The sequence below is a fragment of the Dactylosporangium sp. NPDC000244 genome (assembly GCF_040300725.1).
Classification (GTDB): domain Bacteria; phylum Actinomycetota; class Actinomycetes; order Mycobacteriales; family Micromonosporaceae; genus Dactylosporangium.
The window spans coordinates 24,777-39,054 of sequence record NZ_JBEPEH010000011.1 but is presented as its reverse complement, the minus strand read 5'-3'; the positions used below and the strand labels follow the sequence as shown (position 1 = coordinate 39,054).

Below are 14,278 nucleotides of genomic sequence, written 5' to 3'. Positions count from 1 at the left end.
TCAGCCGGCGAGGAGCCCGCCGTCGAGGACAAGTTCAGTGCCGGTGACGAACGCGGCATCGTCGGAGGCGAGGTAGAGCGCGGCCGCTGCGACTTCCTCCGGCGTGCCGAGCCGGCCCATCGGCTGCCGGGCGACGAGTTGGTCGCGGGCGCGGTCCGGATCGCCGGCCGCCGCGAGCAGCCGCCCCACCCACGGTGAGTCGACCGTGCCGGGGCAGATGCTGTTGCATCGGACCCCGGTCCCCGCGTATTGCACCGCGACCTGGCGGGTGAAGGCGATGACCGCACCCTTGCTCGCACAGTAGGCGGCGCGGTCGGGCAGCCCGACCAGGCCGGCCACGGACGCGGTGTTGACGATGGCACCGTACCGCTGGGCAAGCATGTGCGGCAGCGCGAACTTGGTGCCGAGGAACACGCCGCGGCTGTTGACCGCGAAGGTACGGTCCCAGTCCTCGACGGTGCACGCGACCGGGTCGGTGGTCGAGGACGCCCCCGCGTTGTTGCACAGGACATGCAGCGCGCCGGTCTCGGCCACCGCCCGGGAGACCGCCGCGGCGACCGAGCCGTGATCGGTCACGTCGACCACGAGCGGGACGGCGCCCTGCGGCACACCCGCGGGGTCCAGGTCCGCCGCGTACACCGCCGCACCTTCGTCGAGGAAGCGGCGCGCCATCTCGCGGCCGATCCCGGAGCCCGCCCCGGTCACCAGGACCGTCTTTCCATCGAATCGCATCACGTTGCCGGTATTCCTTTCAAGCCGCACGCCGGCGCGGGCCGTGGCGCGTCGGCCACGGCCCGGCGGCCGTCGTCGGGTCACTCGGTGAAGTAGTCCGGGTACTTGTCGCGCAACGACGGGGCAAGCTCCATAGCGCGCCGAGCGTGCCGGCTGATCAGTGCCCGCCCGGCCGCGACGTCGGCCTTCTCCAGGACGTCCACAATTGCGCGATGCTCATCGATCAGCACCCGCACGCCGGCCTTGTTCGGCAGGGTGAGCCGCCGCAGCCGGTCCAGCTGGAGCTTCGTGCGCTGCACGACCTGCCAGGCACCGGGATAGCCACTGAGCGCGAAGATCCCGGCATGTAGCGCCTCATCGGCGACGAAGAACGCGTTGTAGTCCTCGGTGCGGTAGCTGCGCTCCTGCTGCTCCAGCAGTTCGCGCAGCCCGCTGACGTCCGGCGCGAGGCCCGCGCAGGCGGCCTCGAACGCCGAGACCTCCAGGCTCTCGCGGACGAATCGCGCCTCTTCCACCTCGCGCAGGCTGATCAGTCCGACCCGGGTGCCGACCTGCGGCACGACGCGCACGAGCCCCGCGTCGACCAGCCGGGCGATCGCCTCGCGCACCGGCGTGCGGCTGACATGCAGCCGCTCGGCGAGCTCGGTCTCGGACAACGACGTGCCCGGGGCGAGCCGGAGCTCACGGATCGCGGAAACCAACTCGTCGTAGACGCGATCGGACGTCCGGGCCGACGCACGCTCGCGGACGACCGGCGACAACGCCGGGCCGATCGGGGCGGGTGTCGGCTCGGGAGCGAGCGCGGGTCGGGGGCTCATGAAATTGATCGTTGCATGCCAGTGTACTTGTATGCAAGTATCCGAACGTTAACGTGATCGACGTAGATGGGAAACGACACGTGCCCGCCGGCCCGCACATGCGTTCGGCGTCGGCTCCGATCCTGGAAACCACCTGACACCCGGGACGTTCACCGAGCGCCGCCCGGACCCTCAGCCGATCCCACGCCTCGCGGGAAGCCGTGCCTCAGGAGGCACGCGCATCCGGCGCGAACAGCCGTGCACGCGTGCAGGCCGTCCCGTTCAGACACCCCCGGGCGGCCCGGCGTGACGCTCAACTGTCCACACAGGACTACATAGGAATCGAGAGACACATGGTGAAGCGAACGGCGAGACTCATCGCGGCCGCGGTCGCCGCCGGCGTTGCCCTGGCTGGATGCGGCAGCGGCGACGCGGGGACGCAGGCCAGCGGCCCGGTGGACGTCACCTTCTGGGGCTGGGCCGCGGGATACGACAAGTCCGTCGCGCTGTGGAACGAGTCCCACCCCGACATCCACGTGAAGTACGAGGCCCTGCCCAGCGGCGGGCAGACCGGCTACGACAAGATGCTCACGGCCGCGAAGGCGGGCACGGCCCCGTGCCTGGCCCAGGTCGGCTACGAGACGTTCTCGACCTTCCTCGCCGCCGGCGTACTGCAGGACGTCAGCCAGTACGTCAAGCCGCAGCGGTCCGAGTTCCCCGACTGGGTGTGGAACAACGTCGGCGTCAACGGCGCCGCGTACGGCGTGCCCGTCGACACCGCGCCGATGGCCATGTTCTACCGGGCCGACCTGTTCAAGAGCGCGAACATCGCGATCCCGAAGACCTGGGATGAGTTCGCCACCGCCGCCGCGGCGGTGAAGGCCGCCAATCCGCAGGCCCGCATCATGAACCTGCCCACCGACCCCTACCTGTACTCCGGATTCGCCTGGCAGCACGGCGCCTCCTGGTTCGGGGTCAAGGGCGACTCGTGGACCGTCTCCATCGACAGCGCGGCCAACGCCGAGGTCGGCCAGTACTGGCAGGGACTCTTCACCCAGGGTCTCGTCACCTCCTACCCGGCCTTCGATGCGGCGCTCTACTCCGCGTGGAGCAAGGGCGAGGTCTGGTCCGAGGTCGGTCCGGTCTGGTCGGCCTCGCTCATCCGAGACAACGCCGGCGACTCCGCGGGCAAGTGGTCCGTCGCGCCCATGCCCCGCTGGGGCACCACCGACGCCGTTGGCAACTCGGGCGGGTCGTCCACGGCCGTCATGAAGGGCTGCAAGTATCCGAAGCAGGCCACCGAGTTCGCCCTGTGGATGTCGACCAACGACCAGTCCGTGTCCAACCTGATCGCCTCCGCGGCCATCCTTCCGGCCTCGAAGTCCGGCCTCGCCAACGCCGCACTCGACAAGCCGGAGAGCTACTACGGCGGCCAGGCCATCTACCAGCTGTTCCGGGACGAGGCCCCCAAGGTGAATCCCAACTGGCAGTGGGGCCCGGTCATGAGCGCCACGGCGGCGTCGCTGGGCGACGGTCTCGGCAAGGTGCCCACCAAGGGCGGCACCTACCAGGACGCACTGAGCGGGGCGCAGAAGTCCACGCTCTCCGCGCTGCAGGCGCAGGGGTTCTCCGTCAGTAAGTAGCGCCTCGCGGGGGCGCCGCCCCGGCGTCCCCGCGACCCGCACCTCCGGTCCTTCACAGATAGGCTGATCGTGTCCCACGTGACGATTCGGCGGCGCGGCCGCGCGCGCGAGCTGCGGCGAGCCGCGCCGTTCGTCCTGCCGTTCCTGGTGCTCTTCGTGGTGGTGTACCTGATACCCGCCGGCTACTCCATCGCGCAGAGCTTCTTCGCGGTGAAACGCTCGGGCCTCGGCCTCGGCGGCGCCGAGACCGTCTTCGCGGGCCTCGACAACTACACGCGGGTGTTCGGCGACGGGGAGTTCCTCGGCTCCCTGGGGCGAGTGGCCTTCATCGGCGTCATCCAGGTGCCCGTGATGCTCGGCATCGCGCTCATCCTGGCCCTGCTCATCGACTCCTCGGTGGCTACGGGGCGCAAGTTCTTCCGGGTCGCCTACTTTCTGCCGTACGGGCTGCCCGGCGTGATCGCGGCCCTGGTGTGGTCGTTCCTGTACGCCCCCACGCTGAGCCCCATCACCCGGCTGTTCGCCTCGATGGGCATCCACGTCAGCTTCGTCACCGACGGCGCCCTGCCGTTCTCGATCGCGAACATCCTGACCTGGGCCTGGACCGGATACAACACGATCCTGATCTTCTCTGCCCTGCAGGCCATCCCCGAGGAGACGATGGAGGCCGCCGCCCTCGACGGCTGCTCCGGCTGGAAGGCCGCGCTGCTGATCAAGGTCCCGCTGATCCGGCCGGCCCTGCTGCTGACACTGGTCTTCTCCATCATCGGCACGGCCCAGCTCTACAACGAGCCGGTGACCATGAAGGCCGTGGCGCCGAACCTGGCGTCCACCTATACCCCCATCATGGCCGCGCTGCGGTCCCTGTCGGCCAACGACTTCAACTACGCGGCCGCGCAGTCCGTGGTGCTCGGCGCCGTCATCTGCGTGCTGTCCGTGCTCGTCTTCCGCGCATCGGCCCGGAGCGTCGACTCATGACCACCACCCTGCAGACCCCGGCACCCACCGAGCCCGTCGTCACAGCAACGCGGCGGCGACGGCCCCGGACGAGTCCACTCACGACGGTCAACCCCGCCACGCGCCTGCTGGTGCTGCTGATCATGTCGCTGTTCGCCGTCTACTTCCTGGTCCCCGTCTGGTGGCTGGTCGTCTCGGCCACCAAGGGCCAGGGCGAGCTGTTCTCCGGCAACGGCTTCTGGTTCGGCGGCCACTTTGCGCTGGTGGACAACGTCCAGACGCTGTTCCGAGCCCAGGGTGGCATCTACTCGCGCTGGCTGCTCAACTCGCTGCTGTACGCCGTCGGCGGTGGCCTCGTCTCCACGCTGCTGGCGTCCATGTGCGGGTACGCGCTGGCCAAGTTCTCGTTCCCGGGGCGCGAGGCGGTCTTCGGCACCGTGCTCGCCGCGGTCCTGCTGCCCGCGCCCGTCCTGGCCATCCCGCTGTATCTCGTATTCAGCTACACCGGAACCGTCAACACCTTCTGGTCCGTCTTCATCCCCAGCATCGTCAGCCCCTTCGGCGTGTATCTCAGCCGGATCTACGCCGCATCGTCGGTACCCGACCAGCTGATCGAGGCCGGCCGCCTCGACGGCGCCGGCGAGTTTCGCATCTTCACGATCGGCGTGCGGCTGATGGCACCGGCGATGGTCACGATCTTCCTGTTCCAGTTCGTCGCGATCTGGACGAACTTCCTGCTGCCCTCGCTCATGCTGGCCGACACCTCGCTCCAACCGGTGACGGTGGGGCTCGTCAGCTGGCGTGAACTGCAGGGCTATCCGATCAGCTACACCACCGTCGTCACCGGCGCGCTCGTCTCGGTGATTCCGGTCGTCGCCATGTTCCTGTCGCTGCAGTCGTTCTGGAGCAAAGGACTGGCCACGGGGGCGGTCAAGTAGCACACCCCCGCACATGCGCACACCCCAAAGAGAAGGATGAGCCATGAACATCCTGAGAGGGATGGTGTCGTCCCTGTGTGCCGCCGCGCTGGTCGTGCGGCACCGGCCTGCGTCGCGTTCGCATCACCCGCAATCGATTCCCCGCCCGCCAATCTCCTCGCGGGCGACATGGACACCGAGTTCAACGGCCCGACCAGCCCGCTTTCGATCGCCAGCGCGACCAGCGGAGCCGGGCAGCAGATCGTCAGCGTCAACGGCAACAGCGCCCTCGAGCTGCGTGACGCAGCCCTGGGGGCGGCAAACCCCAGCTACTTCTACCGCCGCTTCTCCACCGGTGCTCTCATCGACGCGGTCAACGCCGTGTACAAGCAGCCGGTCGGCAGTCCCGCCAGGCAGTTCAGCCTGTCGTTCGACCTCAAGCGCAGTGCGGCAAGCGACCAGCCCGTCGCGAAGGACATCTTCGCGCAGATCGCGTTCGGCAACTATGACAACAAGCTGGTGCCCCGGTTCCCGGTGCCGCCGCAGCTGACCCTCACCACCACCGCCGCGTACAAGAACACCTCCGGTGCCTTGTCCCGGGTCAGCGACACCGACATCCCGCAGTACACGTTCACCGTCGTGCCCAACGGGGGGCAGCGTCTCGTCACCACGGTCGAGCTCGGCTGGCAGGTCCGAGTCAACACCACCGGCACCGACGAGGCGATCGTGGTCGACAACCCCTCGGTCGTCGAACTGCCCGATCCGGTCATCGACAATCAGCCGCCGACCGTACCGACCGGGTTGGCCAAGGGGCAGGTGTCCGAAACCAGCGCCTCCTTGACGTGGACGCCGTCAACCGACAACTTCGGCGTGACGGGCTATGACGTCTACCGCGACGGCTATCCGGTCACGTCCACCACAGGTGGCACCACGCTGGCGGTCGTCGGCAACCTCGTGCCGTCCACGACCTATCAGTTCACGGTGCGGGCCAAGGACGCCAGCGGGAATGTCAGCGCGCCCAGCGCCCCGCTGGCCGTGACCACCAGCCCGCACGTACCCACCGCGCCCGCACCGTACCCCGGCGACCAGCAGAGCCGGTCGCAGTGGCTGTGGGACAAGACGAAGGCGATGTTGGAGGAGGAAGGAGCCATCAACACCGCGTCGTATGTGGCGCAGCTCGGGGACCACGAGAACGTAGCCACGAACCTCGGCAAGCTCGACAGGCTGTACCAGCTCTACGACGCCGAGCAGTACAAGACCCTGTCAAAGATGTACGGGTATCTCATGGTCGGCGACCAGTACAGCCCGGCGATGGTCACCCACGTACGGAGCTACTTCGCCCAGTACGCCTACGGGCCGCTCCCGCAGACCGAGAACCTGCGGATGAGCAACTACGTCACCGGATACCTCGTCGGCCAGTACCTCCCCGACGTGTCCGATCTCAAGGGCAACTCCGGCGACCAGCTGAAGTCCATCAACAAGGCCGCCATCCTCGCGATGATCGACGCCGGCGTGCACCGTGGCTGGGCAGAGTACGAGAGCAGCGAGTACACCTTCATGACGTACTTCGGGCTCAACGCCGTCTACCAGTGGGCCGACGACCCCGAGCTGGTGCAGAAGGCCAAGATGGCCATGGACGTCATGTGGTTCGAGTGGGCCAACGACTGGATCGACGGCTACCGGGTCTCCACGGAGAGCCGGGCCAAGGGCGACTCGACCCTCGCCGACGACCCGACCTGGCGCGCCGCCAGCCATTCGGTCCTCGCCTGGACGTACTTCGGCGCCTTCCGGGCGCAGCAGGGCGTCGGCGAGTCGGACAACCTGGCTCCGTCGGCCTACCGCCCGGATCTGGAGTACACCGGCCTGGTGGCCTGGCCGGGGATGAAGTACACGCCGCCGCCGCTGGCCGTGCAGCTCGGCCAGACGACCGACAAGTCCTACACCTCGTACAAGGCGAACCTGCAGAACTCGAGCGGTCGCGCGATGGACATCTACCGGACGACCTACGTCCGCCCCACCTGGGGGCTGGGCACCGAGGTACAGTACCGCAGGGTCGACAACTGGCTCGAAGACATGCCGATGGTGCTGCGCTGGCACTCCGGCGCCCCGCAATCGGTGTTCCGCGTGTCGATCGACGTGGGCAACGCCCCGATCGGGACCTACGACGATCCGGCCCAGCACCGGGTGATGCAGGACGGTCCCGCGGCCGTGGGCGTCTTCAAGTCGGCCGGGGACCCGACCGAGAACTACCTCAACGCGCTGTTCCCCGACACCGGCTCGATCGTCGAGCGGCGCGACATCGGCGGATGGTCGATCGTCAACACCGGAACCTCCTACTTCGCCTTCAAGATGGCGCAGCCCGGGACCTGGTACCACCAGACGCCGAGCGACCCGTCGAACAAGGTGAAGACGACGGCGCAGAACCACCCGACGGCGACGCTCACCTACAGCTACGACATCCTGCGCAGCCAGGCCGACCGCAACGGCTGGGTGCTGGATACCGCGGACAAGTCCGAGTACGCCGACCTCGACGCCTTCGCGACCGCGGTCACCACGAAGACGAGCCTGGACACCAGCCATGTCGGCGACGAGAACCCGCGCCTGGTATACCACAGCATCCACGGCGACACGCTCGACATCACCTACGACAGCCCCGCCCAGGCCCCGGGGGCCAAGCACCTGATCAACGGCACCCCGATCGGTTACGACTCGTTCAAGCTGTTCGACACCCCGTGGCTGCAGCAGGACAAGCTGGGCGCCACCTTCACCGCGTCGGTGGGCGGCGAAGGCGTCGTCTACGACTTCGACCGGTGGACGGTAACCCCGGTCTCGAAGGACGAGGTGCCCCCGACGACCGCCCTGGCCTGGTCGCCCGGGCAGCCGAACGGCAACAACGGCTGGTACACGACGGCCCCGTCCTTCACGCTCGACGCCAAGGACGACGTCGCCACGGCCGGCACGCAGTATCGGATCGACGGCGGCGACTGGATGGCCTACCCGGGCTCGCCGGTCACGATCGACGCCCAGGGGACCCATCAGGTCGACTACCGCTCGACCGACACCGCGGGCAACGTCGAGGCGACGAAGTCGGCCACGGTCAAGGTCGACACGGTCGCGCCGGCGGTGACGTTCTCCGCCACCATCGGCGAGGTGTACTTCGGCGCGGTCCCCGCCGCCCCGGCATGCACCGCGATCGACCTCACCTCCGGCCCGGCCGGCTGCGCCGTCACCGGCTACAGCACCGCCGTCGGCACGCACACCCTGACCGCGACGGCGACCGACTCGGCGGGCAACGTGACCGCGATCGAGCACACGTACACGGTGCTGCCGTGGACGGTGCGGGGCTTCTACCGCCCGGTCGAGATGGGCGTGGTCAACACGGTCAAGGGCGGCAGCACGGTGCCGATGAAGTTCCAGGTGTACTCCGGCACCACCGAGCTGACCGACCCGGCCATGGTCACGATGAGCGCCCGGAAGGTGACCTGCGACGACGGCGCGCCGACGGCCGAGATCGAGACGCTCGCCACCGGTGACACGACGCTGAACTACGCCGACGGCCAGTTCCAGTACAACTGGAAGACCCCGGCCACCCCCGGCGCCTGCTACGCGGTGACCGCCACGGCCCAGGACGGGTCGAGCATCACCGCCCTGTTCAAGCTCCGGTGACACCGCACTGACGCACACGGAGGGGCTGCTTCCCGCAGCCCCTCCGTGGCCGGCGCCGCGCAGCTGCCAGGCTCGTGACCTGGCGGCGCTCATCGGGCTGCTCTCGTACAGCGAATTGCCCGTGCTAGGCCGCGAGGAGTGCGGCGGCCACGGTTTCGGGGTGGCCGAGGGCGATCAGGTGCCCGCCCGGCAGCACGGTCGCCGGCAGGTCCAGCCGCTCGCGGGCCACCCGCACCTGCAGGTCGGCGGGGAACAGGCGGTCGTCGGCGCCGGTGAGCACCGTGGTCGGGACGTCCGGCCAGGCGTTCAGCAGCCAGGGCTGGCCGAACGGGGTGTCGGCCTGCTCCTTGCCGCCGGCCATGGCCTGCTCGGTGACGTCCGCGGGCACGTCGTGCAAGAAGATCTCCCGCAGGTCGAACTCGGCGTCGGGGTCACGGCCCTGCTCGATCGCGTAGGCGCGGGCCGCGTCGCCCTGACCGACGTTGTCCCACCAGGCGCCGCCGGTCTCGCCGGGCCGCGGGATCATCGCGTTGACCAGGACGATGTGCCGGGCACCGAGGCGCTGGGCCACGACCGGCGCGGTGAAGCCGCCCATCGACTGGCCGACGACCACCAGCTCGCCGGGATCGGGCGGGAGCGTGTCGGTGACGGCCTTCGCGTACTCCTCCCAGCCGGCCGCCGGGTCGTCGCCGGGGATCTCGACCGCGACGGCCCGGTGCCCGGCCGCCTCGAGGATGGGCTGGACGCGATGCCAGTACCAGGCGTCGCCGCCAGCCCCCGGGATCAGCGCGTAAGTGCTCATGGCGTGAATTTAGCACCATGCAGTGCGGATTAGCTACCGTACTATGGTCGGCATGCGACGCGTCTACGACGATCCGTGCGGCATCGCCCGCGCGCTCAACCTGGTCGGCGAGCGCTGGGCGCTGCTCGTCGTGCGAGAGCTGATGCTCGGCCCGAAGCGCTTCACCGACCTGCGCCGCGGCCTGCCCGGGGCCAGCCAGAGCGTGCTCACGCAGCGGCTCGGGGAGCTCGAGGAGGCCGGCGTGCTGACCCGGCGGCGGCTCGGCCCGCCGGTGGGCGCGGCCGTCTACGAGCTGACCGAGCAGGGCCGGGCGCTGGACCCGGTCCTGCTCGCCCTGTCGAACTGGGGCAGCCGCCGCCCGCTCACGTCGGACGAGGAGCTCAGCGTCGACGCACTCGTCATGGCGATGCGCAGCACGTTCGCCGGCCACGACGGCGACCTCACGATCGCCCTCACCATCGACGGCGACGAGCTCACCGCCGAGGTCCGCGGCGGACGGCTGACGATCGCTCGGCGTACCGCTGCGGAAGCCGGCGCGGCGATCAGCAGCACGGCCTCGCGGCTGCGCGCGGCACTCTTCACCGGCGCCGCGCTCGACGACGACGAGGTGCGCGGCGACCCTTCCACGGCGGCGGCCTTCCTGCGCCTGTTCCCCCGCCCCACGGCCAGCTGAGCTGCACGCAGGAAGGGCCAGGCTGACGCCAGGCCCCGCACATTGACGCCGTTTCCGGGAGCGTGACCAGACTGCCCACTCCCGAGGGCTTGACCTTGACGCAGCGTCAACCCTGCATGCTGGCGCCATGTCTATGGGGTTCTCGGCGACGGGGTTCCACCTGTTCGAGTACGCGGCTTGCTGATCGTTGGTGAAGTCACGTGGTGCGGGCCTTGGCGAGCATTTCAACGATCTCGGTGGTGGAGCCGGTCTGGCCGAGGAGAGGGAAGATCCGTTGAATGCTGTTGCGGTGGGCCTCCAGGTCCAGGTCGGCCATGGCGTCCGTCGCGAGTGTGACGTGGTAACCGTGTTCGTAGGCGGCGCGGGCGGTGGACTCCACGCCGATGCTGGTGGTGAGCCCGGCCAGCACGATCTGTGTGACGCCGCGGCGGCGCAGTTGCAGGTCGAGATCGGTGCCGTAGAAGGCGCCCCAGGTGCGCTTGGTCACCGTGATGTCGTCGGAGTGGCCGGCGAGGTCATCGACGATGGCATCCCAGCCTCCGGGCAAGGAGCCGGGCCGGCTGGGGGTCTCGGTGCGGCCCGGAGCAGCATCTGATCCGTCCGCGCGGGCCGTGACCCGGACCAGGACGACCGGGGCGCGGTGTTCGTGGAAGGCGCGGGCCAGATCGACCGCTCGGGCTACCACCTCGGGGCCGGTGTAGGGGACCACGGGAGCGCCGACGACGGCGTTCTGCAGGTCGATGATGACCAGTGCGCTGGACGGGTCAAGTGCGGTGATAGTCATGAGTTGTTCCTTTTTCTGCATCGGCGGCATGGGCTGTTGCCGGCTCAGGGTCTGGTACAGCTCCGGGACCCGGGCGGCGAGGTAGCAGCAGAGGGCTGGCGAGGATGAGCAGTCCCGCGATCGTGAGGGCGGTACGCGGGCTGGTGGCTTCGGCGAGCAGGCCGCCGAGCGCGCTGAGGATGGCGATAGAGGCGCTGCTGCTGATCGACCAGGCCGACAGGGTGCGGGCCGTGCGGTCTTTGGGGGTGTGCTCAAGTCGGTAGGTGGCGAGCACCGGGTTGTACAGGCTCATGCTGATGATGATCGCCAGTTCGACCGCGATCACCGTCGTAAGGCCGGCGATTCCGGGCTGGACGAAGGCGAGGCCGATCAACCAGACCGCGCGCAGCGTGCCGACGGTACGGAGGATCCGGTGTTGGCCGTACCGGGCCACGACACGAGGGGCCAGGCGTGAGCCGATGAGTCCGCCGACGCAGGGCGCGGCGAAGGCGAGGCCGTACTGCCAGGGTGGGAAGTCGAGCTCGCCGAGCATCAGCACGGCCAACAGCGGCTCGGTGGCCATGATCAGTCCGCCGACGAGCAGCTGGTTGAGGTAGAGCGCCCGCAGGCCGGGATGGGTCAGGAGGTGCCGCCAGCCGTCCAGCAACTCGCCGGTCCGGACCCGGTGCTTGCCGGTGCGCCGCGGGTGTTCTTCTCGGCCGGGGATCGCCGTGATGCCCAGCGCGGAGAACAGGTAGCTGAGCGCGTCGGCCACCACGGTGGTCACCGGCCCGAACAGGCCGACCGCCGCGCCGCCCAGCGGCGGCCCGATCGCGATGGAGCTCCACGTCGTCGACTCGAACCGCGCGTTGGCCACGAGCAGATCGTCCGGCCGGACCAGGGCCTTGAGGTAGGTGCCGCTCGCCGCGTTGAAGGCGATCTTGGCCGCGGCGACCACGGCCGAGACGACGAGCAACTGGACGAAGGTGAGCCGGCCGAGGGCGTAGGCGACCGGGATCGTCAGCATGACCGCGAACCGGGCCAGGTCCATCGCGATCATCACCGGCCGCTTGCGGTGAAACTCCACCCACGGCCCGAGCGGCAACGCGATGAGTGCGCCAACTGCCGGCCCCACCGCGGAGAGTGCGGACACCTGAGCGGGGCTGGCATGCAGTACCAGCACGGCGACCAGCGGCAGGGCACCGAATCCCAGTCCAGAGCCATAGGCGCTGACCGCGTACGCCGCCCACAACCATCCGAACTGCCGACCGAGGGATCGTCTCGCCGCCAAGCCCCACACCTCCCGCTATGAACAACTCGTCGTTGACCGCTGCGATCAAAGCAAGACCTGAAAGGGCAGATCAAACAACCGCACCTCCGGTGAGCCACAATCAAATGTTGTAGGAGTAGGGTTCGGTGCGTGGATCTCGACGCCGTGCGTACCTTCGTCGCCGCCGCGGATGCCGGCCAGTTCCAGGACGCCGCCGCCGCGCTGTCGATCACCCAGCAGGCCGTGTCCAAGCGCATCGCCGCACTGGAGAAAGACTTGGAGGTACGGCTGTTCACCCGCACGGCCCGCGGCGCCCGGCTCACGATCGACGGCCAGGCATTCCTGCCCCACGCCCGTGAACTGCTCCGGGTGGAAGCGCGCGCCGACGCATCCGTGCGCCCCGGTCGGCGCGCCCTGCGCGTCGACGTCCACAGTCGACGGACTGCACCGGCGGTACTGCTGCAGGACTTCCACCGTGCGCATCCGCGGATCGAGCTGGATGTCGTGACCCTCGACGCCGACGTCCAGGCCGCGACCGCCGCCGTCGAGGCAGGGACGATCGACGCCACCTTCCACGCCGTCACCGTTCCCGCGCACCAACTGCCGGGCGCGATCAGGACCGCCCGCGTGATCGACGAACACCACGAGATCCTCGTCGGGCCACGCCATGCGCTCGCCAACGCCCGCGCCGTCACGCCCGCACAACTCGCCGAACACCGCATCTGGATGCCCGGCATGGCTCCCGGCACCGAATGGGCCGCCTACTACGACGAACTCGCCGTCGCGTTCGGCCTCACCATCGACCGGGTCGGGCCGGTCTTCGGAAACGAGGTACTGCTGGCCGAGATCGCCGACTCCGCGGAACTGGCGACGTTGGCCGGGGAACGCACGCGATATCTGTGGCCGGACAGCTACGACCTACGCCGCATACCGGTGCGCGACCCGGCACCGATCTACCCGATGTCACTGATCTGGCGCGACGACAACCCGCATCCCGCGCTCAGCGAACTTCGCGACCACCTCAGCTCCAGACGAGTCGGCACACCCGACGAGAAGGTGTGGATGCCGAAGTGGGCACAGCATGCAGACCCAACGTCATGAGTTCACTGACCAGGTACGCAATCCGGCCGACTGGCGCCAGGACGTTCAACTTCGCCTCAGTCGCACTCGCTTCGGTCGTTCGCCACACACGCTGTTGCGCACCGGTCCTGGCCACCGCCCGGTGCGGGTTGGAGCGGCCCGCGAGACCAGCCGGGTGTAGACGGCCGGCGATCTCAGTCCAGCAGCGCGGCGTCGCGCAGGATCAGCGGGGACCACGACGGGGCGCCGTGCCGGCCGTGACGCGGGTCGACGGCGATGAACCGGGCGCCGCCGGCCCGCGTGACGGTATGCCGGGCGTCCCAGTCCACGCTCGTGCGGTCCCGGACGCGCTCGCGGCAAAGCCAGGTCCGCCGGTCGTAGTCCACGACCGTGGAGTGGCCGTGGACCTGCGAGAAGGGCATCGGCGGGCCGGACTCCAGCCACGCCGGGTACAGCTTCGTCGGTGCCTCGGCCCACAGCGGCCCGTCGTCGTGCCACAGCAGCGGCTCCGGCCGGGTGTTGAGCAGCGCGGCGGCGGTGGCGGCGGTGACCGGCGCGCCCAGCTCCCGCCACGCCCACGGCGTGAGCCCGGCGTGGGTGACGAGCAGCTCCTCGCCGTCGGCGGTGCGCACCGCGGCCGCGACCCGCAGCCGCTCGCGCAGCCACCACTCGCGCAGGCGGGCCGCGTCGGCGTCGGCGAGCCGCTCGGGCCAGAACGGCGGGAGGCCGAGGTATTGCGCGTCGTGGTTGCCCACCAGCTGCACCCACGAGCCGCGGTCGAGGCGGCCGGCCACGTAGGACAGCACGCCGGGGCTGTCCGGGCCGCGGTCGACGAGGTCGCCGACCTGGATCACCACCGTGTCGGGGTCCTCGAGCCCCTCGACGGCGTCCGCGAGCTGCTTCGCGCAGCCGCCGACGTCACCGATGACCGCGATGCTCGCCATGGCACTCCCTGTCGTATGCGCTGGCGACGACCGT

General features: G+C 69.5%; 12 protein-coding genes. 6 read left to right on the top strand and 6 right to left on the bottom strand.

Annotated features, from left to right (window positions below):
* Positions 1-732, bottom strand: a complete 732-nt coding sequence (locus ABT369_RS17075) for an SDR family NAD(P)-dependent oxidoreductase (protein WP_350612893.1) — start codon at positions 730-732, stop codon at positions 1-3.
* A gap of 80 nt (positions 733-812) precedes the next feature.
* A complete protein-coding gene (locus ABT369_RS17070) occupies positions 813-1,550 on the bottom strand; it encodes a GntR family transcriptional regulator (RefSeq protein WP_350612892.1) in 738 nt (245 codons plus the stop codon).
* A 332-nt stretch (positions 1,551-1,882) separates the two neighbouring features.
* Between ABT369_RS17070 and ABT369_RS17065 the strand changes: the two genes are divergently transcribed.
* The 4 genes from ABT369_RS17065 (at position 1,883) to ABT369_RS17050 (ending at position 8,712) form a co-directional block, all read left to right on the top strand.
* Complete coding sequence (locus tag ABT369_RS17065; RefSeq protein WP_350612890.1) at positions 1,883-3,172, top strand: ABC transporter substrate-binding protein; 1,290 nt, start codon at positions 1,883-1,885, stop codon at positions 3,170-3,172.
* A gap of 78 nt (positions 3,173-3,250) precedes the next feature.
* The gene (locus tag ABT369_RS17060; protein ID WP_350612888.1) at positions 3,251-4,150 is read left to right on the top strand and encodes a carbohydrate ABC transporter permease; all 900 of its coding nucleotides are present in this window, start codon (positions 3,251-3,253) and stop codon (positions 4,148-4,150) included.
* Positions 4,147-5,067 (top strand): carbohydrate ABC transporter permease, encoded by a 921-nt coding sequence (locus ABT369_RS17055; protein WP_350612886.1) that lies wholly within the window; start codon positions 4,147-4,149, stop codon positions 5,065-5,067. The genes ABT369_RS17060 and ABT369_RS17055 overlap by 4 nt, the downstream gene beginning before the upstream one ends.
* A gap of 168 nt (positions 5,068-5,235) precedes the next feature.
* On the top strand, positions 5,236-8,712 hold the full coding sequence (locus ABT369_RS17050; RefSeq protein WP_350612885.1) for a PxKF domain-containing protein: 3,477 nt from the start codon (positions 5,236-5,238) through the stop codon (positions 8,710-8,712).
* Between the two features lie 124 nt (positions 8,713-8,836).
* Here the strand turns inward: ABT369_RS17050 and ABT369_RS17045 are convergent, their stop codons facing one another.
* On the bottom strand, positions 8,837-9,514 hold the full coding sequence (locus tag ABT369_RS17045; protein WP_350612883.1) for an alpha/beta fold hydrolase: 678 nt from the start codon (positions 9,512-9,514) through the stop codon (positions 8,837-8,839).
* A 52-nt stretch (positions 9,515-9,566) separates the two neighbouring features.
* Between ABT369_RS17045 and ABT369_RS17040 the strand changes: the two genes are divergently transcribed.
* Positions 9,567-10,187, top strand: coding sequence for a winged helix-turn-helix transcriptional regulator (locus ABT369_RS17040; RefSeq protein WP_350612881.1), 621 nt, complete (start codon positions 9,567-9,569; stop codon positions 10,185-10,187).
* A gap of 196 nt (positions 10,188-10,383) precedes the next feature.
* On the opposite strand, the gene ABT369_RS17035 is transcribed toward ABT369_RS17040, so the two are convergent.
* Together ABT369_RS17035 and ABT369_RS17030 are read right to left on the bottom strand one after the other, a co-directional pair.
* A complete protein-coding gene (locus tag ABT369_RS17035; protein ID WP_350612880.1) occupies positions 10,384-10,971 on the bottom strand; it encodes an isochorismatase family protein in 588 nt (195 codons plus the stop codon).
* Positions 10,952-12,250, bottom strand: coding sequence for an MFS transporter (locus ABT369_RS17030; protein ID WP_350612878.1), 1,299 nt, complete (start codon positions 12,248-12,250; stop codon positions 10,952-10,954). Before ABT369_RS17030 ends, ABT369_RS17035 begins: the two co-directional genes overlap by 20 nt.
* 120 nt (positions 12,251-12,370) lie before the next feature.
* Between ABT369_RS17030 and ABT369_RS17025 the strand changes: the two genes are divergently transcribed.
* Positions 12,371-13,321, top strand: a complete 951-nt coding sequence (locus ABT369_RS17025; RefSeq protein ID WP_350612876.1) for a LysR family transcriptional regulator — start codon at positions 12,371-12,373, stop codon at positions 13,319-13,321.
* A gap of 173 nt (positions 13,322-13,494) precedes the next feature.
* On the opposite strand, the gene ABT369_RS17020 is transcribed toward ABT369_RS17025, so the two are convergent.
* Entirely contained in the window at positions 13,495-14,244 is a 750-nt protein-coding gene (locus ABT369_RS17020; protein WP_350612875.1) for a metallophosphoesterase, read from the bottom strand.
* Positions 14,245-14,278 lie beyond the last annotated feature (34 nt).